Genomic DNA, 17,113 nt, shown 5'->3' with positions numbered 1-17,113 from the left:
CGGCCTTCTTGCGGCCCTTTCTGTGGCCTGCCAACCGATTTGCGCCACACCGCTCCCACTGACCGTGTCGCAACCATTACCGTGTGCCCGCAGGGAACAGGACGAGAGGCGCCCATGACCGATGTTGTAAACGTGAACGTCCAACTGCGTCAGCTGCGCGCCGAGCTGAACCGCACGCAGGAGGAAATCGTCGAAGACCTCAGAGCCTGTGCTGAGCGCATGGCCGCTGAGGGGAAGCTAAGCGGGAAGGCGGCATTCAGCACCCGGCAGTACCGCAAATGGGAGAGGGCGGCCCCTCCATGCCCCTACCCCGCCACATGCGCCGTCCTAGAGGCGTTCTTCGGCCGCTCGATGACCGAGCTGGGGTTCTCACCCCCCTCCCATGAGGAACGGCCGACCAAATCGGTGCCCCTCGCCTCAGCTGCGCCCGTCGTCCAGCTGCCGGGCCCGGTAACAAGCCCAGCTCTTCCCCGGCTCACACCCCCCACCCTGGGAAGAACAGCAGGCTCGGCCTCCTCGGAGTGGCACGTCGGAGAGACGGAGGTCGAGCTGCTGCGCGCCGCGGCGGACGACATGGACGCCCTGGACCAGCAGCAGGGCGCGAACCGGCTCTGGCGGTCCGCCCGCGCCCATCTCCTGTGGGTCCATCAGACCATCGACCGGGGTGTCTACGGCCCTGACCTCGGCCAACAGCTCCACACCGTGGCCGCGAAGCTCACCACGAGCCTCGGGTGGTACTGCTATGACGCCGGACTCCAGACCGAAGCCAGGCACTACTTCTCGCAGGCGCTGACCGCGGCCAACATCACCAGCGATGATTCACTGGCCAGCCGCACACTCAGCAACATGTCGCGCCAGGCCGTTGACCTGGGGCAGGGAAAGGACGCCACGCGCTTCGCCCGGCTCGCGCAGGCGCATGCCGCAGAATGGCACGCACCGCCGCGAGTTCTGGCACTGCTGGCCATCAGAGAAGCCCAGGGCTACGCCCAGCAGGGTGACACGTTCTCCAGCGAGGCAAGCATCCGCCGGGCGTGGGCGGAATGGGAACGCGGGCCAGACGCGAACGATCCGGACTGGACGGGCTTTCTCAACGAAGCCGAGTTGGTGTGCCTTGAGGGGATGTGCCGCCTGGACCTGGAGCAGAACGTCCGCGCGCAGAAGCTCCTCTCACGGTCAGAAGGACTACAGGACATCGCGCACTCCCGGAACCGGGGGATGTGCCTGGGCCGCCTCGCGACCGCCGCGCTGAAGAACCGGGACCTGGACCACTGCGTGAATGCCGCAAGCGAATCGCTCCGCCTCATCTCGCTGGGCATGTCCTCCACCCGCACCGTGCAGCAGCTCCAGCTCGTCCGCACCGGCCTCGCCCCACACCAGGGCACGCGCGGGGTAAGAGACCTCCTGGAACAGATCCAAACCATCGCGTGACCACGAAGGGACACCACACAGTGGACGTGCAGTATCACCGGCATGACGGGACCTCGGCCAAAGCCATCGAGAAAGACCTCGTCGAGGTGTACGCGAAGGTGTACAACACACCCCCGTACGCGGACGACCCCTTCTTCGCCGTCGACATGTACCGCGACCGGCTGCTCACCGCATTCGGCCTGCCCGGCTTCGAGACGGTGACCGCCCACCACGAAGGGCAGATCATCGGCTACGTCCACGGAGTCACCCTGCCCGCGGACAAGCCCTGGTGGACCTCGCTCGGCGACCAACGACCAACAGCAGCTCGCCAAGCAGCAGACGAAGAGCGGGTCTTCTGGCTCCGCGAACTCATGGTGCTCCCCACCCACACCGCTCAAGGGATCGGTCGACAGCTCCACGACACGATCATCGCCGGACGAGACGAGACCACCACCACCCTCACCTGCATCATCGGCAACGAACCCGCCCACGGGGCATACCGTCGCTGGGGCTACCGCATCATGGGGCAGATCAAGCACGCGCCGGAAAGCCCCACCTACGACGCGATGATCCTGCCCTCCCGCTGAGCACCAGAAAGAGCCACATGCACCACCCAACACCCCAAACTCCGGCCCTCGCCCCCCAGAGCCACGAACCTCGCGACCGGCTGACGGCCGCACCCGACACCCTCTACGTCTACGGAACCCTGCAATTCGACCCCGTCCTCCAAGCACTCCTCGGCCGAATACCCAAAAGCACACCAACGACCGCCCACGGCTGGCGCGCCGCCGCCCTCCCCAAGCGCGTCTACCCCGGCCTCGTCCCCGCTGTCGGCGCAACGGCAACCGGCCTCCTGCTGGAAGACCTCAGCCCTGCCGAATGGCGAGCCCTGGACGACTTCGAGGACGACCGATACGACCTACGACAGGTGCGTCTAGCCGATGGCCGACTCGGGTTCGCGTACTTGTGGCCTGGCGACGAAGTTCTCCCTGAGGACTGGGATGCGGGGAACTTCGCAGCCTGCCACCTCACCACCTACACCGCACGCTGTGCGGCTATCGCTGCACAGCGAACGACGCGGTAATCGCACAGCATCGCCACACGCTGCGCTCCGCATGGCCAAAGTGACCTTCGACAGGTCGTAGGCCGCCAGACTGCGCGACGGAGCCCCCGAATCCATCATGATTCGGGGGCTCCGTCGCACAGAGACGCTACGCCAACGAAGCCTCTTTCGGCTCTATGCTCCTCTCCTCACCGACATGCTGCCGAGGGATGCGCGCCCCCGTTTCGTCCTGACGCTCCCGAGCTTCGCCGAGATCATCCCCCGCGGCCTCTTCATGCGTGGTTGGAGGCTCAACGAGCCCTGGCCGCCCAGCGCTGGCCTGCTCCTGCTCCATCGCATCCCGGATTTTCCGCAGCTCGGGCAACAACTGCTTGACCGTCGTGCGTACCGCTCCCGCTGCCATAAGCCCCTCCTTGTGCCCGGCCTGCTGCCCTAGCTTCATGTTCGCGCGGTATGCGGCCGCGTTGCTGAGTTGCGACTTGTCAGAGAGGACTCGATAGTCGCCCTGACGAATCTGTGCCGCCAGCTCAGCGAACAACTGCGCTTTCTTGCTTTTGGGCCGGGAAGCGGAGGGAGGTATCACGGGTTGTGGAGTGCCAGCTGTAGGTCGTGGCCCTTCTGGGGGCGGGGCAGCGGTATGGGGCTGGTAAGCCCGCTCCTGGGGCGTGTTGGGGAGCGGGGAGGAGGATACGTTTGGAGCGGGAGCGGGAGCCGGGGGGATGCGCTCGATCTTCGTCAGCTCGGGTGAAGAGGCCGCAGCTTGCGGTTTCAGCGAAGTCGCCGGGCGTGGCGCAGCGGGAGTCATCTCCTGCACAGCGGTGGTGTCCTGCTGGCCACTTGGTCGAGCCGCCCCCGGGAGCGGGGCCCTTGAGCCGGGAGCGCGGACCTGTTCGAGCGTAGCGTGCAGCTCCGCCCGCCATTTCCTCCACATCTTCCGCGGGTATCCGACCACTGGCACCCACAGCAACAGGCTGTAGCCGCGCTCGGCGCTCTTCTTCGCCTTCTTCTTCGGATACTTACCGAGGACCAGCTGCTCGACCTTCTGTAGCAGCGTCTCCAGGAAGATCGCATAGACCAGAGGAGGGATCACCGCGACGAGGCGCCCGCCGACGCTGGCTGACTCTCCGGGCGCATGCGGGGCGTGCAGCAGATTCATCACTGCTGAGGCGATGACGAAGCCGACGAGGTACAACTTCGTCAACTGGCTGGAGCGGGCCGTGAGCGCTTCGAAGAGCCTCATCAGCGACAGGCCCAGCGCGCCAGCATCGAGTAGAAGGGCGAAGCCGGTCGCCGCGGACCGGGAGCCACCATTGCGGTCGAAGGCATACGCCTTCTGCGCGCCGAAGCTCAACCAGGCTGCGATGCCAGCGATGCAGAAAATGATCACGAAGGCTACGACCAGCGAGATCACAGCCAAGCGTCGGCGCCACGATTCACGGCGCTCCTTGTTGAGTGCTTCACGCTCCGCGGCGGTTAGCTTGTCCTGCTCGCTGCTGCGGCGGAAGCGCAGGACCAGCGCCACCGTAACGAGGAGACAGAGCGCGCAGACCGCGATCCCTACAGGCAGCGCGACCTTGCCGACGTCCATCAGCTCAGCCTCCCCAGCGCGAGGCCCTGCTTGCGGGCTCGCTGGGCTTGCGGCTGGCGGCCGCCGCCTGGTGACGCATGAAATCTCCGATCATCGGTTTTCTGAGGTTCCAGCGTCACAACCCTAGGACGCTGCACATGCAGCCCCAGACGTAGCAGTATCTTTCACAGGCACCGCAGGCATCATCGACCTCATCTTCGTCCGCACGCGCTCCCGAGAGCCGATCAAGATCGTTCTTGCCCAATTGGGCAAGAACGATCTTGATCGGCTCCGGCCCCGTACGAGTGAAACACCCGGCCCTCTTCGCCTACCGCCACCGTGCCTTACCGACTAGCTGTCCCCACCGCGGCGTCGGTGTGGCTATCGTCCCTGGCATGGCAGAAACTACGAAAGGGCCCCTCATCGGTGCCCAGCAGGGGCAAAGCGCAGCAGTGGAGCGCAAGGAGACCGAACAGGAGCGACAGGAACGCGTCCGCGCGGACCTGGAGCAACACCGCTCCGAGGAGACGCGCGCGCGCGTCCTCGCGATGTGCAACCAAAAGGGCGGCGTCGGCAAGACGACGACGACCATCAACCTGGCCGGCGCGCTCGCCGAGTACGGCCGCCGTGTCCTTGTTGTCGACGGTGACCCGCAATGCAACTGCACTACCGGTTTCCAGGTCGCCATCCCGGGCCCCAACGACCTGACGCAAGCGAAGGTTGTCCTCGATGCCCTCGACCCGCTGCCCCTCATCCGCGAGACGAAGGTGCCGGGCATCTACGTCCTCCCGGCGAGCCTCGACATGGCAGGCCTTTCCATTGCCCTCCGGGACACGGGGACGGGACTGACGCTGTACCGCGTGATGATCGACAAGCTGCGTGGCCTCTTCGACGACATGCTCTTCGACCAGCGGCCTGCGCTCGATCTGGACACCGACTCGCAGCTGGTCGCCTCGGATAGGGCCATCATCCAGGTGGATGTCGACCAGTGGTCCATGGAGGGCCTCAAGCGCCAGCTTGGCCAGCATAAGCGGGCCATGGCGCGCGCGGAGCGTGACGACTTCGACGTCCTCGGCTTGATCATCGGCCGCGTTACCAAGCCCATGGGCAAGTTCGACGCCGCAGTCTACAATCTGCTCCAGAACCATCCCACTGTCCGATGCCTCGGCGAAGTGCCGGTTCGATCCGCCGACATCAAGGAAGCCCGTAACCAGGGGCTTCCCGTCTGCCAGTTCCGCCCTCGCACGGACACCGCTGCCTTCTTCCGCACGATCGCCGCCAACGCCGGGCTGGTGAAGGCGTCGTGACCGACAACGATTTCGGCCTGGACTGGGGCGCCGCCGACGAGCCCGAGGACACCGCCGACACACTCAAGGCAGTTGACACCAACCGCGACGAGCAGCGCCAGCAGGCCCAGGCCAAGTTGATCTCCAAGCATGTCGAAGCGGCAGTGGAAGCCGCCCGCCCCAGCATGGATAAGATCCCCGACCCGGTCGAACCTGCCGGAACCGGCGCGCTCACCTCCGCGGAGAAGAAGCGATTCCAGACCTGCAACGAAGGCATTGACCTCGGCAATGAGGTCTGGTTCATCCTGGCCAAGTCCCTGGACACCATTGCCGTCGGCCGCCTTTTCCGGGACACGCCGCACAAGTTGGAGCCGGAGCGCTGCTACACCACGATCGAGGAGTGGGCCCCCCTTGAGAAGGGGATCTCGGTCGGCAAGTGCAGCAAGCTCCGGGCGGCGTGGGAGATCGGAGCAGCCCTTGCTGCTCGTGGCTATGCCTCCAACCCGGGCCAGGTCCGCGAGATCGTTCCGGTCAAGAACGCGTACGGCCTCAACGCCGCGGTGGCGGTATACGTCCTCGTCGCCGACAGCGTCGGAGCGGACATGGTTACGGCCGACCGCCTCCGCGAGGTGGTCAAAATGCTGCCAGGTGACCTACAGCTTGACGACGAAGAAGACGTCGACGTCCTCGCCAAGACCATCAACGGCGCCCTCATCGAGGAGCGGCCGACGTCGTCCTCGAAAGCAATCCCGGCGGCTGTGACGCAGGCAGTCGACAAGCGAGCCATCGACCTGGCCAACGTGCTCGAACGTCGCCGCATCCCCCGCGCGGAGGTCACTCTGCACCTCCTACGGGCCTTCGCCGATCCGAACGACTCCACGGTGTACGACGCGGTTCTCGAACGCATGAAGCAGACAGAGCAGAAGTAGGCACAGGCACACCGCGTACCAACGCACGGAGACCCGGCCATAGGTGGTGACCGGGTCTCCGCGCGGGATTGCCGGCCGCCGGGTGGGGGACCCCGATGCTGCTGGCTGCGCTCGGCCGGGCCTGCCGGATGGGGCAAGACCCACAAGCAGCCGTGCAGCGGTCAACTATCGACGGCGTTCAGCAGCCGAAGGCCCCGCATTGCGGGGCCTTCGGCTGTCGCGGCACCCTCGATACCCTCTCCCAGGGTTCCCCGAACGTCCAGTTCGGTCTGGCGAATGGTCGTTCGTTCCGGAGCAGTCGACGAACAGGAAGCGGGGCGTAGTGGACGAGGACGAGATTGCAAGGGGAGTGGCACGCGGCCTGCATCAGCACGAGGCCCGCCGGGCCCGGGAGACGTCCAGCGCCTTTTTCCGCGGCCTCTTTGCTCTGGCCGTCGCGTTCGTCGCATTCATCCTGCTGGTGACCTACGGCTGATCTGCGTTCGTCGAGGAACGCTGCTGCCAGCCCAGCACACGGCATGTGCTGGGCCGAGGGCTGCGTCGATCCGAACCCTTTCGTTCGCAGACGCTGGGCGGCGCGCTGACGCGGGCGCGTTCCAGCGCCCAGGCGGCCACCCGCTCCCACCATCGCTCGTACTTGCGCCGGGTCTCCTCGGGAACGGCGTTGGCCAGCGCCTGCCGGGTGGCGTCGGTGAGCTGGTAGTCGGCGGTCCACACCTGCTCGCCGGTGGGGCGGTGCGCGGGCGCCGCGCCGCCGGGGCGGTCCGGCAGCGCGGGGGCGGGCCGGGGACGGCCGGGAGCAAGTTCGCGGTGGTGTTGTCGGTCATGTGCCTCTTTCTCGGGTGTACGGGGGAGCCGGCCCCTGGGTCGGAGCGGAGCGGCGTGGCCGCGGGCGCGGGCGCCGCCCCGCACTGGGGCAGGAGAGGGGTGTTAAGGCCGCCGCCGCGCCGGGTAGTCGGGGCGGTCGCTGAAAGGCTCAGGCGAAGGCTTGCAGGGACCACCGCAGGCCGTCCGCGTACGCCGGTCCGGGCCCGTCCGGGTGGGCGCCGGTGCCGACCTGGCTTTCACGCACCTCCAGGATCCGGGTCAGGCCGCCGAGCAGCTGGCGCTCGCCCGGCCGTTGGCGTTATCTCGGGTGAGAAGTGAGCGTCAGGCATGTGAGGCGAGTACCTGTTCCGGGACGTGCCTCACAGATATCCGAGGGGCTGTCAGGCATGTCGGTCACGACTGGCAGGTGCACTTCCGTTCGCCCGAACCGAAACGGTAGGCCGGACCTTGTTTCGGCCGAAACGAGGTTGCAAGTCGGGACACCACGATCGCGGCGGCCGGGTACGCGCGGTAGCTTCCACTTGGCGCCTCCCGCTGCTGCTTTCTTGATCAACAGCTGCGTGACGTGCAGTCGTCATACCAGCCGGTACGCGCAGCTTTTGCAACGCGTGTACGTCACGCTGGGCGCCTCGCCCGGCGGGCAGCGCGACGCCTCCAAGCGCGGCTCCTGCACTTCCCGCTGCAGTAGATCAGGTCGCTGCGCCGGGTGGCTCCCGCGAAGGTGATGTGACCGCACTCGGGGCAGGTCAGTAGCCGGACCATGCCCTCGTCACCGATCCACTCTGCCTCGCCGAGCATCAGTCCGAGTCCGAAGGCGTGCTCAGCGCGTTTGCGGTCCCGGTATGCCTGGGCCCGGCAAACATCGTCGCAGTACCGGCGCCGGGCCGAGGCGCCTCTCGGCAGCCGGGCCCCGCACGAGTCGCAGAAGCGGATGCGCGCCACGCTCCCAGCATCGCCCCGGCCGCCGACGCTGACCCGCTCCGAGCGCGAGTGCAGGAAGGTGGTTCGACCGAACCACCTTCCTCGGACATGCCAAGCCGTACTTGCCCTACTTGCCTGCACTCTCGATCAGTGGCCTGAGCTGTGCAAAGAGGTCGCGTCCCCTAGATAACGCGTGCCGCGCATGGGCTCCTTCCCGTGCTCTTCTTCGCGCGGGCTCGACCCCCGAAACCCCATCACATGCCATGTTCATGAAGCGTTTCACATTCTGTGAATCGACCTGGCATTCGTTCAATTGTTTGATTTTCGTGAACGCGAGGTAGGTCCGCTCAGGCTGTACCCGACACCCCCGCCAACGGCCACAAGACGCTGGTCTTGTGGCTGGGCGCACTGACAAGCACCGTAGTCTCCCGGCGGCGGACCGGCGCGCTGCTGCCCGGCGGGCAGCCGTCGGAGGAGCAGTGGGCCCGTACCGGCGACGCGGCCGTGCTCCCCCGCTGGTCCAGCCTCTCCGGCCGGGCCTCGAACGATGACACCGACTGAGAAGAGACCGCTGATGCCGATCCCCGACGACACACAGCCGCACCTGACGCCCGAGCAGGAGATGACCGTCGCCTGCGAATTCGTACGGGAAGGGTTCGCCCGCCTCCAGGCCGCCACGATGCGGACCGCGGACGCGGGCCCGCACGCCGAGGGGCTGCGCCGCTTCCACGACCACCGCGACCGCGAGGCGGGCCTGCTCCACCTGTTCGACAACTTCCTCGCTGGTCTTTCCCTCTCGCTGAGCGAGGTGGGCGCGCCAGAGGACGAGGACCAGGTCACCACCGTCATCGAGCAGCTGGACAGCGCGACAGCCCACCTCCGGGGCGTCGCGGAGCGCGTCGACCGGGCCCGCGAGGCTCTCGCGCCGCTCCTCCCGGCCCAGGCGCCGCGCCCTCAACGCTGATCTGCGCGCGGAAGTACGAGCCGCGAAGCCGCCGGGCTGTGGGCTGATTGCGTCAGGGCATGGGCCCGCACAGGCGACCGCGACCGTTCAGACGCGCTCGCGGTCGCCGGTGTAGTGCCGCATCAGCGGGTCGCGCACCTGGTGGAGCACGGCGTGCAAAGCGAACTCGAAACCCACCGGGTCGTCGATGTCCGGGTTCTCCTCCGGCTCCAGCCCCAGATGCATGCCCCATTCGGCGCACTCCGGGCAGCCCTCGACGCGGGGCGGGTTCAGGCGGTGCACGCCGACCTGATGGTAGGTCCACGCCACCTCGGCCTCGATGGCACGGCGGGTCGCCTCACCCGCGGCGACGCCGTCGCCGAAGGCGTCCACGTAGGCCAGCAGCAGCCCGCGCCCTTCACGGCAGCACGGTATGGGCAGGCCCGGAATCGCGGGCGAGGTCAGATCGGTGTCCGGCATACAGCCGACCGTACCGGGGCCCGCATCGTACCGGCAGGCGATCAGCGCCCGGTACGCCGCTCCCCGCCGCCGGGCGCCCGCCCCTGACCCCTGGCCCCCGGGAGCGGAAGAATGCCATGCATGGCCTCTCGTTCTCCTCGTGCGGCGCGGCAGCGTCCGGCTGCCGCGCCGCTGCGCCGACCCCCCGCCCGTGTCGATGTCGACCCTGCCGGGCTCGCCCGGGAGCTACGGGAGTTGCACGAGAAGAACGGAGATGCGAGTGCGGAGCGGATGCCGGAGTCCGCGGAGCTGTGGGGGGTGCTGCTGCACGCCGAGCAGTACGACCAGGTGCTCCGCGATCCGGCCGTACGCAAGGAGGCGGCGCTGAAGCGGGTGCTGCTGTGGGAGTACCTGAGCCAGCAGTCCGACATCCGGCAGGGCCGCGCGGTCCGCGACGCCCGCGACGCGGGCGCGGAGTGGGCGGAGATCGCCCCCCACTACGCGGTCCGTGGTGCCAGCGGGGCCTACCAGAAAGCGCGCAGGCAGCGGGGGGCCGAGCTGTCCACCGAGGACGGCGCGCTGCCGGTACGCCGCACCCCCGAAGCCGTCGCGCGGGCGGAGGAAGAGCGGGCGGCGGCCGCGCGGGCGGAACGGCGGCAGGAACACGAGGCACAGCAGCGCCATCTCCTCACCGCCCGGGTGGCACGGGCACTCCTGGCGGCCCGGGAGGAGCTGCACGTCGACGACGAGGCGGACTACTGGCTGGGGGAGGCGGAGGAGGTTCTCCGGGACTGCCGCACGCCACGGCAGTACGCGAGTCTGGCGGTGTACGTTTCAGCCTCGCTCCGGTATCTGGACCGCCAGGACCAGCGTGATGCGCCGCCCGACGCGAAGCGCGCCCTCGGGAACGCCCGTGCCTGGCAGGCAGATCGCGGTTCTGAACATTGACGGGCGCAAGCTGCCCCGGTCCGGCGCCCACGGGAGGGGCCGACGGATTAGGTGATCACCAGTCTGTCGCCGGTCGGAGCCGGTGCGACCGGCCCCTTGGTCTTGGGTGAACCTCCCGAAGCCAGGCATGGCGTCGAACGGGGCGGATGTCGCGGTGAGCCGGATCGGCCCGCCCCTGCTGCGGGAGCCGGGGCTCCCGCAGCAGGGGCGGCACGGGTCGCCGGCGCGGGGGCAGAGGACGGGACGAGGCCGCGCGTGTTCGCAGACCGAACACGGCCAAGTCGTGATCTAGAGCTGCCGTGAGCGCTTGTAGTGGGCCTGGCCCAGCTCTTCCTCAGTCAGCGAGGCGATGCACTTCGGGCAGGGATGCTCGAACAGGTCGGTGGTCGAGTCGTAGAGCGGGTGGCACGGCAGGGTCACCCGGCGGCCGATGTTCCATGCGCCGCCGCACACCGAGCAGCGGTACAGGTCCGTCCGCACTCCCTTGACGGCGCCTTGGTGGATGGCGTCGGTGTGGGCACGGTCGCGGTCCCATTTCTCGTTGTTGTAGTGCTCCCACTCGGGCGGCTTGGGGGCGCCCCACCGCCAGCCGTCCGGGTATTCCTCGGTCGTCGGTTTGGGCAGGCACTGCGGGCAGCTGCCCCTCAGGTACGTCACGCCGTCGGCCAGCACGTGGGTGCACAGGCTGACGAGGGCCGGGTCGCTGCCGCTCGCGCCGCAGTGGTGGCAGCGCCAGGTGCGCGGTGCCTCCCAGGGCACCGGGTCCGCCGGGCCGAAGGTGAGCGTGGTGATACTCAGCGCGCCGTTCCCCGCGTCCGGGGCCGCGCTCCGGCCGCGGGCGGCCTGGGTGTACTTCACCTCGTCGCGCTCCTGCCGGGCGCGGGCGCGGGACTTGGGGCCGTTGGCTCCGCTCTTGGTCATGTCCTTCTCCCTCGCGGGATCCCACGCATCCCGCCGGGCTCATCGACATGAGGGCGGGTACGGCTGTGCCGGTGCAACTCCGCGGGCCCGCGCCGGGATGTCCCGGGGGTCCTTGGCCGTCTGCCCTCGCAGCGTGGGTGCCGGGCGACCATGGCGTGCGGCGTGCGCGTCCTGCCGCTGCCCGCAGCATATCGGCAGGCACCGGCATCCGGCCGGTACGCGCCGGATGCCACAGCGCCGACACACCGTCCGATGCCGCAGGGCCCGGGCGCACGAGCGCCGATCACCCCGTGAAGTGGGCCGGGTGCGCGATGTCCTCGGCGAGCGCGATCTCAGCCCGTGATCCCCGGGCGGCATCCGTCGCACTCCTGGATGTCGGGCGATTCGGCTGCGAGCCGGGCCTGCTCACGGTCGACCGGGCGGCCGGGCAGGAAGCAATCGTCGCGATGGAGGTAGCCGCGCGGGGGCGCGTCGTCGGGGCTGGGCATGAGCTGGATCTTCCATCCGGTGGGCGGGCCGTCCGCCCAGCCGCCGGGCTGTGGGGTTTCGAGTTCGGCGATGCGCGCTCGGATGGCGTCCAGCTGGAGGCGCAGGTACGTCTCCAGCACGCGCAGACGCGGCAGGTCCGGTGGAAGCTCGCTCACATGTTCGAGTGTAGGAGGTGCCCGCTACGGGGCGGTCTTGTCGATCCAGACCAGGCGGCCGATGAGGTAGAGGCCAGCCCCGATCGCGCCCAGGATCACCGAGGGCGTGAGCCACCGGATGTCGTTCAGGACACCGGAGAGGATCAGGCCCGCGGCGCCGCCCGCGGCCGTGATGCCGACGGCGCCCTTGATGGCGGCTTGTACCTGGTACCGGCTGTGGTGGTCCATGCCGTACACCTTTCCATGGGAATGACGCTTGCCGCTGCGGGAGCGGGGTGGGGCTCCCGCAGCGGGGGCGCCACGGGCCACCGACGGGGCCGCGTCGGTGGCTAGCGGGTGTGGGCGCGCAGGTCGGCGACGGTCAGCCGCAGCGGCTCCGCCCGCTTGCTCCGCTGGCGCGCTATTAATCCCTCCAGTGCCACGTTCCTGGTGCGCGGACCGCACGAGGTTCGGTCATGTCACACCGCACACCGCCAGCCTCCAGCGGAATGAACTGCATCCCCAGGGGCTGGAGGATTGCGAGCCCGACTGCCTTCCCGTCCTCGCTGACCTCCGTGATGGTCGCTGCTTGGAAGGACTTCTCAGGGAGCATCTCGCTGCCGTACTTGGCGCGCCGTTCGCCTTGGTGCACGTAGTACACCTGGTCTCCGACGCAAGGTCGGCGTGTCTCACTCATGGATCAATCCCCTTCTTCTGGGTGGATCAAGGTAGTGGGCGATGGTCGCCTCGATCGGCGCATACGGCCGCGACGAGGCGAGGGGGTCAGCGGGCGTGGGCGCGTAGGTCGGCGACGGTCAGCCGCAGCGGCTCGTCCTGCTGGAGCGTGCTGGTCGTCAGGGTGCGCAGATGGTCCTGGAGATGCTGGGGCCGCTCTTCCAGTTCCTGGGGGCGCTCGGGGTCGGGATGGGCGATGACCGCGTAGGCGAGGGCCCGGGCCAGGGTGTCCGGGCCGGAGCCGCGGTACCCCCAGGTGGCATCGGTGGTGAAGTCCCTCGGATCGGTGGGCAGCAGGTCCACCCGCCCGTCGGGGAGCTGCACGAAGACGGCCATGGCCCGGAAGGTGCCCATCAGTTCGGCGTCGTCCGGGTACGGGGTCTGGGGCAGGTGGCGGGGCACCTGGACCACCAGGGCGCCGGTGGTGGGGTTGTGGATCACCATCCGGCCGAAGGGGTCATAGCCGCACCGGGCGCCGTCGGTGTGCTTGCCCCACAGCTGGGCCCGCAGCTCCTTCTCCCGGTGGGCATCGCCGGGGGCCGGGCCCCACCAGGAGACGGTGCGCAGGTAGGCGGCCTCCGCCTCGCCGGGGTTGGCGATGGCCACCGGTTCGGGGCCGGGGTCGGCCACCAGGCCGGGGTCGAGGTAGTGCGCGGCGCTGACCAGCTCGGGCCGGGCGGCCTCCAACGCGGCCAGCAGCTCGGGGTCGGCGGCCGGGGAGCCGGTGGCGACGGCCTCCGTCAGCCGGGCGGCCATCTGCTCCAGCAGGTGCGCGGAGCGGTGCAGTCCGGCGGCGGTCAGCCCGTGCAGCAGGTCCGCATCGCCGGTGCCGGTGTAGTAGGCGGCCAGGGCCTGTTCCTCGGACGGACCCGGGGTGCGCCAGGACCGGGTGGCCAGGTGCGCGCCGGGGTCGTCCTCGGCGTCCTCGGACTGGGCCTCGTACTGCTCGGCGGCGTGGACGGCCGGGGCGGCCAGCAGCCGCCCGGCCACGGTCAGCGCCTTCGCGCCGCGGCGGGCGCCGTCCGGCCCGGTGGCCAGCAGCTCGGCCGCGGGGGTGTGGGGCACCTCTTCGCCGGACAGGGCCCGCTGGTAGCGGTGCAGGGCGGTGAGGTGGTCCAGCTGCTCCCCCAGGTGGTCCGGGTCATGGTCCACGGCCACCGGCCGTTCGCCTGCGGCCAGGGCGGTGACGGTGGCGGCGGTGTAGGTGCCCGGGGGGTAGTCCAGGTCCGGCTCGGTGCCGATGGCCCGGGCCAGGTCCTCCCGGTCGATCGGTCCCCAGGCGGGGTCGTTGAAGGTTCCGTCCCAGGCGGCGGCCGCGCCCCGGCGCAGCAGGGTCTCCAGCAGGCCGGTGCGGGCGGGCTGGTCGGGGAAGTCGAAGGAGACCCAGTCGATCTGGATGGCGCCGTCGGATCCGCCGGTGTGGCCGCGGGGCCAGAAGTCGAACCACCACGCGAGGCGGGCTTCTTCGCCGCGCAGGTGGGCGGCGGCGATGGCGGCGGCGATGGTCTCGGCGCGGTTGATGATGGTGCCGCCCGCCTCGGCGATGGCCCCGTACAGGACCACGGTGCGCGGGGTGCCGTCGACGGTGCCGCGCCAGATCCGCGCGTGCACCTGCAGCGGGGGCCCGGCCGCGGAGCGGCCGAAGGGGAGCACGGTGTCGACCGCCAGGGTCAGCGGCGGGGAGGGCGGGGTGAGGGCGGCGAAGTCGGGCCGGGGCAGGCGCCCGGTGGCTTTGCCCAGGGCGGCGGCGTCCAGCTCGATGTCCCCCTTCCTCCACAGCCGGTGGCGTCCGTGCCGCATGGGCTTGGTCACCCGTCCCTCGGCCACCAGCACGTCCAGCCGCTGCCGCCTGATCCCCAGACGGTCGGCCACCGCCTTGCTGTCCATCAGTTCGTCCATGTCGCGGTCCATCCCGCCACACCCCTCCCGTTGGTCGTCGGCACGCCCACCCGAATGAGGGGGCGTCAGAGCATCACTGTCCCATGACTGTTGCTTTGAAGCAACAACCCCCCGAGAAGGGTTGCGCACTCCCCGGGCGGAATCACCGGCGTTGCCCCCGCGCCCCCGCGCAAGGGGGATCCGGCCGTCAGGTGCGCGGAAGCAACGCGCGTGCTGCGGAGGTTGCGGGGGAGCCCGGGGTGGTGCGGGGGGTTGCCGCCGGGCCCGGGAGCGGGCGGTGTCGCCGCGGTGTACGGCCCGGATAAGCTCACATATCCGGGCTGTAGATGCTGCAAAGGTTGGTACGGAAAACCGGGCCTGACGGTCGATCGGAATGAAAGGGGATCATGTACTCATTCAGGATGATGCTCATCCCGCAGTGCGCGCAGTGCCAGAGGGACGTCACCGAGGACGACGGCCGCGCGATGCTCGTGGAGACCCGGCTGCTGCCCGAGCCTCTGCGCGGCCGCCTGACCGAGTCCGGGTGGAAGGTCACCCCCGGCAACCCGAAGATCAACCGCGGACCGCAGGATGCCATCGGCGGCGACACCCTGCGCTGCCCCGACTGCCTCGCCCGCGACCAGGCCGCCACCGACGCCGAACAGCGCCGCCTGGACGCCCTCTTCGCCCGCCCGAGGACCAAGCGGCTGGACGTCTCCGCCCGGCTCGGGCCCGGCTGGGAGCTGACCCAGCGCGAGGGCGACGCCTACCGGCACCACTGGCTCGTCGAGCACCAGGGCACCGTCCACGGCTACGTCCAGCGCTACCTGCGGGTCAACAAGACCTTCTCCCCCGGATGGGAAGCGCACCACCTCGGCGGCGTGCACTTCTTCCGCCTGGACGCCCCCACCGCCTTCGCCCACCGCACCAACAGCTCCTTCCTGTGGTCCGGACGCGATCTGGCCGCCTGGGGCATCGCCCACCGCCCTCGCTCCCAGACCCCCCGGCCCGTCTGGGCCACCCGCACCCGGAAGGCCAGCTGACATGGACGACCTCCACCAGCAAGGCCCGGCCGGGCCGGTCCTCCAGCCCTCGGCGGTACTCCCCTCTGCCCCCGGCGGCCCGGAGGGTACCGCCGCGCGGTTCACCCCCGAGCAGCTGGCCAAGCTCGCCGAGCTGGAAGAGCGCTCCGCCCAGCACGACCAGAACCTGCGGCCCAAGAACACGGTCGACGGCTACGCCGCGGACTGGAAGCACTGGGAAGTCTTCATCGCGCTGCTCGAACTCCCCGTCATCGCCATCACCCCCGGCACGCTGACCGCGTTCGTGGAATGGCTGTGGGTCCAGCCCGGATGGCGACCGGGCACCTTCACCGCGCCCTCCACCATCGACCGGCGGCTGTCCGGGGTGGTGGTCACCGGCCGCACCCTCTACAAGCTCAAGCTGGACAAGACGGTGGCCGCCCGCGCCCGCCGGGTGCTCAAGGCCAAGGTCCGCGAGATGGAGAAGACCGAGGAGACCCGGGGCCGGGGCTCGGCGCCGGCGCTGCTGGTCCAGCACCTGCGCGCCGCCATGCTCGCCGCCCCTGACACCCTGCTCGGCATCCGCAACAAGTCCATTGCCCTGACCGCGTTCGCCCTCATGGCCCGCGAGCACGAGGTCGCCTTCCTGCGCCAGCGGCACATCATCGAGACCGAGCACGGCCTGATCATCGACGTGAAGGTCTCCAAGACCAGCCCCCGCAGGCCCAAGGTCCCCTTCGGCTCCCGCCCCTCCACCTGCCCGGTCCGCGCCTGGCGGGCCTGGAAGGACGCCGCTGGCCTGGACGACCCCGACGACTTCGCGTACAAGCCGCTCCACCCGCGGTGGCACACGGTCATGGACGGCGGGCTGCACCCGGAGACCATCGGCGACGTCATCACCCAGATCGGCCAGTGGGCCAAGATGCCCGTCCGCGCCACCGGCCACTCCACCCGCCGCGGCGCCGCCGAGTCCTCCAAGCAGGCGGGCAACGACCGCAAGCACATCGCCGTCCAGGGCGGCTGGGTGCCGCACTCCGCCGTCATGGAGGTCTACTTCGACGACGCCGACGGGTGGGAGGAGAACGCCATGATCGGGGTGCTGTAGAGGCCGGGGCGTATCAGGATGACGGGGCACAGCAGGGCGTACATCCGGCCGCGGTCCTGGGCGGCCGGAATGTCGGCCGGGTGCGCGATGTTCCCGGCGAGCGCGACGAATACGCTGTGGCGGCGGGCCAGCCGCCGCCACGTCTTCGAGCTGTTCAGGGCGCCCGTGTAGAAGGGGACGCCGCCGGGGCCGGTCACGGTGAACAGGTCGCCGGGCACGTCCAGGGCGGCCGACCAGCCGGTGGCGGGCTCGGCCCAGGCGGCGAAGTCGTCGAACTTCGCCCAGCCGCCGGTGGCCAGGCCGTGCAAGTGCGGGTCGGTCCCGCTCCCGCCGCCCGGCCTGAACGTCTCGACGCGGTGAGCTTTGGTGAACACCACCTGGGCCCGGTCGCGGTGGTCGACGCTCCACGCCTGCATGTCCATCGGGGCCGGCGGCCCGGACAGGTCGACGCTGTACATGGTCTGCGGGTCCACAGCCG

At 69.7% G+C, this 17,113-nt stretch carries 19 protein-coding genes; 11 read left to right on the top strand and 8 right to left on the bottom strand.

Annotated elements, in window-relative coordinates; translation table 11 throughout:
- The first annotated feature begins 114 nt into the window (after positions 1 to 114).
- Genes ACZ59A_RS41575 through ACZ59A_RS41565 form a run of 3 tightly spaced genes read left to right on the top strand, consistent with a single transcriptional unit; the run spans position 115 to position 2,491 of the window.
- Positions 115 to 1,428, top strand: a complete 1,314-nt coding sequence (locus ACZ59A_RS41575) for a hypothetical protein (RefSeq protein WP_470970206.1) — start codon at positions 115 to 117, stop codon at positions 1,426 to 1,428.
- The gene (locus ACZ59A_RS41570) at positions 1,425 to 1,994 is read left to right on the top strand and encodes a GNAT family N-acetyltransferase (RefSeq protein ID WP_470970203.1); all 570 of its coding nucleotides are present in this window, start codon (positions 1,425 to 1,427) and stop codon (positions 1,992 to 1,994) included. The genes ACZ59A_RS41575 and ACZ59A_RS41570 overlap by 4 nt, the downstream gene beginning before the upstream one ends.
- A gap of 17 nt (positions 1,995 to 2,011) precedes the next feature.
- Entirely contained in the window at positions 2,012 to 2,491 is a 480-nt protein-coding gene (locus ACZ59A_RS41565) for a gamma-glutamylcyclotransferase family protein (RefSeq protein ID WP_470970201.1), read from the top strand.
- A gap of 127 nt (positions 2,492 to 2,618) precedes the next feature.
- Here the strand turns inward: ACZ59A_RS41565 and ACZ59A_RS41560 are convergent, their stop codons facing one another.
- Entirely contained in the window at positions 2,619 to 4,058 is a 1,440-nt protein-coding gene (locus ACZ59A_RS41560) for a DUF2637 domain-containing protein (protein ID WP_470970199.1), read from the bottom strand.
- A gap of 374 nt (positions 4,059 to 4,432) precedes the next feature.
- On the opposite strand from ACZ59A_RS41560, the gene ACZ59A_RS41555 reads away from it, so the two are divergent.
- The 3 genes from ACZ59A_RS41555 (at position 4,433) to ACZ59A_RS41545 (ending at position 6,727) form a co-directional block, all read left to right on the top strand.
- On the top strand, positions 4,433 to 5,344 hold the full coding sequence (locus ACZ59A_RS41555) for a ParA family protein (protein ID WP_470970196.1): 912 nt from the start codon (positions 4,433 to 4,435) through the stop codon (positions 5,342 to 5,344).
- Positions 5,341 to 6,252 carry a hypothetical protein gene (locus ACZ59A_RS41550; protein WP_470970194.1) on the top strand — a complete coding sequence of 304 codons (912 nt, stop codon included), beginning with the start codon at positions 5,341 to 5,343 and terminating at the stop codon, positions 6,250 to 6,252. Before ACZ59A_RS41555 ends, ACZ59A_RS41550 begins: the two co-directional genes overlap by 4 nt.
- Before the next feature lie 322 nt (positions 6,253 to 6,574).
- Entirely contained in the window at positions 6,575 to 6,727 is a 153-nt protein-coding gene (locus ACZ59A_RS41545; RefSeq protein ID WP_470970191.1) for a hypothetical protein, read from the top strand.
- Here ACZ59A_RS41545 and ACZ59A_RS41540 read toward each other — a convergent pair.
- Positions 6,718 to 6,969 (bottom strand): hypothetical protein, encoded by a 252-nt coding sequence (locus ACZ59A_RS41540; protein WP_470970189.1) that lies wholly within the window; start codon positions 6,967 to 6,969, stop codon positions 6,718 to 6,720. The genes ACZ59A_RS41545 and ACZ59A_RS41540 overlap by 10 nt on opposite strands.
- A gap of 1,425 nt (positions 6,970 to 8,394) precedes the next feature.
- On the opposite strand from ACZ59A_RS41540, the gene ACZ59A_RS41535 reads away from it, so the two are divergent.
- Together ACZ59A_RS41535 and ACZ59A_RS41530 are read left to right on the top strand one after the other, a co-directional pair.
- The gene (locus tag ACZ59A_RS41535) at positions 8,395 to 8,562 is read left to right on the top strand and encodes a hypothetical protein (RefSeq protein ID WP_470970188.1); all 168 of its coding nucleotides are present in this window, start codon (positions 8,395 to 8,397) and stop codon (positions 8,560 to 8,562) included.
- Positions 8,563 to 8,575: 13 nt separating this feature from the next.
- A complete protein-coding gene (locus ACZ59A_RS41530) occupies positions 8,576 to 8,965 on the top strand; it encodes a hypothetical protein (protein ID WP_470970185.1) in 390 nt (129 codons plus the stop codon).
- Between the two features lie 87 nt (positions 8,966 to 9,052).
- On the opposite strand, the gene ACZ59A_RS41525 is transcribed toward ACZ59A_RS41530, so the two are convergent.
- Positions 9,053 to 9,424 (bottom strand): hypothetical protein, encoded by a 372-nt coding sequence (locus ACZ59A_RS41525; protein ID WP_470970183.1) that lies wholly within the window; start codon positions 9,422 to 9,424, stop codon positions 9,053 to 9,055.
- Positions 9,425 to 9,544: 120 nt separating this feature from the next.
- On the opposite strand from ACZ59A_RS41525, the gene ACZ59A_RS41520 reads away from it, so the two are divergent.
- Complete coding sequence (locus tag ACZ59A_RS41520) at positions 9,545 to 10,351, top strand: hypothetical protein (RefSeq protein WP_470970180.1); 807 nt, start codon at positions 9,545 to 9,547, stop codon at positions 10,349 to 10,351.
- Between the two features lie 288 nt (positions 10,352 to 10,639).
- On the opposite strand, the gene ACZ59A_RS41515 is transcribed toward ACZ59A_RS41520, so the two are convergent.
- From ACZ59A_RS41515 to ACZ59A_RS41500, 4 genes are all read right to left on the bottom strand, one after another.
- A complete protein-coding gene (locus ACZ59A_RS41515; protein ID WP_470970178.1) occupies positions 10,640 to 11,272 on the bottom strand; it encodes a hypothetical protein in 633 nt (210 codons plus the stop codon).
- A 332-nt stretch (positions 11,273 to 11,604) separates the two neighbouring features.
- Positions 11,605 to 11,916: a DUF6233 domain-containing protein gene (locus ACZ59A_RS41510; protein ID WP_470970176.1), complete on the bottom strand. Its 312-nt coding sequence runs from the start codon at positions 11,914 to 11,916 to the stop codon at positions 11,605 to 11,607.
- Positions 11,917 to 11,940: 24 nt separating this feature from the next.
- Complete coding sequence (locus tag ACZ59A_RS41505) at positions 11,941 to 12,144, bottom strand: hypothetical protein (RefSeq protein ID WP_470970173.1); 204 nt, start codon at positions 12,142 to 12,144, stop codon at positions 11,941 to 11,943.
- Between the two features lie 534 nt (positions 12,145 to 12,678).
- Entirely contained in the window at positions 12,679 to 14,541 is a 1,863-nt protein-coding gene (locus tag ACZ59A_RS41500; protein WP_470970171.1) for a hypothetical protein, read from the bottom strand.
- A gap of 374 nt (positions 14,542 to 14,915) precedes the next feature.
- On the opposite strand from ACZ59A_RS41500, the gene ACZ59A_RS41495 reads away from it, so the two are divergent.
- Together ACZ59A_RS41495 and ACZ59A_RS41490 are read left to right on the top strand one after the other, a co-directional pair.
- Positions 14,916 to 15,551: a hypothetical protein gene (locus ACZ59A_RS41495; RefSeq protein ID WP_470970169.1), complete on the top strand. Its 636-nt coding sequence runs from the start codon at positions 14,916 to 14,918 to the stop codon at positions 15,549 to 15,551.
- A gap of 1 nt (position 15,552) precedes the next feature.
- Positions 15,553 to 16,635: a site-specific integrase gene (locus ACZ59A_RS41490; RefSeq protein WP_470970166.1), complete on the top strand. Its 1,083-nt coding sequence runs from the start codon at positions 15,553 to 15,555 to the stop codon at positions 16,633 to 16,635.
- On the opposite strand, the gene ACZ59A_RS41485 is transcribed toward ACZ59A_RS41490, so the two are convergent.
- Positions 16,581 to 17,108, bottom strand: coding sequence for a hypothetical protein (locus ACZ59A_RS41485; RefSeq protein ID WP_470970164.1), 528 nt, complete (start codon positions 17,106 to 17,108; stop codon positions 16,581 to 16,583). The two genes, ACZ59A_RS41490 and ACZ59A_RS41485, sit on opposite strands and share 55 nt — an antisense overlap.
- Positions 17,109 to 17,113: the final 5 nt, after the last annotated feature.

Source organism: Streptomyces sp. NPDC040405, assembly GCF_055595765.1.
This window is presented reverse-complemented; position numbering and strand designations above follow the sequence as displayed.

What these genes read in the sequence shown, in the direction of transcription:
- ACZ59A_RS41520 (WP_470970180.1), top strand. Translation starts at nt 9,545, where the DNA reads ATGGCCTCTCGTTCTCCTCGTGCGGCGCGGCAGCGTCCGGCTGCCGCG.
- ACZ59A_RS41525 (WP_470970183.1), bottom strand. Translation starts at nt 9,424, where the DNA reads ATGCCGGACACCGATCTGACCTCGCCCGCGATTCCGGGCCTGCCCATA.
- ACZ59A_RS41500 (WP_470970171.1), bottom strand. Translation starts at nt 14,541, where the DNA reads ATGGACCGCGACATGGACGAACTGATGGACAGCAAGGCGGTGGCCGAC.
- ACZ59A_RS41565 (WP_470970201.1), top strand. Translation starts at nt 2,012, where the DNA reads ATGCACCACCCAACACCCCAAACTCCGGCCCTCGCCCCCCAGAGCCAC.
- ACZ59A_RS41490 (WP_470970166.1), top strand. Translation starts at nt 15,553, where the DNA reads ATGGACGACCTCCACCAGCAAGGCCCGGCCGGGCCGGTCCTCCAGCCC.
- ACZ59A_RS41515 (WP_470970178.1), bottom strand. Translation starts at nt 11,272, where the DNA reads ATGACCAAGAGCGGAGCCAACGGCCCCAAGTCCCGCGCCCGCGCCCGG.
- ACZ59A_RS41530 (WP_470970185.1), top strand. Translation starts at nt 8,576, where the DNA reads ATGCCGATCCCCGACGACACACAGCCGCACCTGACGCCCGAGCAGGAG.
- ACZ59A_RS41495 (WP_470970169.1), top strand. Translation starts at nt 14,916, where the DNA reads ATGTACTCATTCAGGATGATGCTCATCCCGCAGTGCGCGCAGTGCCAG.
- ACZ59A_RS41560 (WP_470970199.1), bottom strand. Translation starts at nt 4,058, where the DNA reads ATGGACGTCGGCAAGGTCGCGCTGCCTGTAGGGATCGCGGTCTGCGCG.
- ACZ59A_RS41575 (WP_470970206.1), top strand. Translation starts at nt 115, where the DNA reads ATGACCGATGTTGTAAACGTGAACGTCCAACTGCGTCAGCTGCGCGCC.
- ACZ59A_RS41505 (WP_470970173.1), bottom strand. Translation starts at nt 12,144, where the DNA reads ATGGACCACCACAGCCGGTACCAGGTACAAGCCGCCATCAAGGGCGCC.
- ACZ59A_RS41555 (WP_470970196.1), top strand. Translation starts at nt 4,433, where the DNA reads ATGGCAGAAACTACGAAAGGGCCCCTCATCGGTGCCCAGCAGGGGCAA.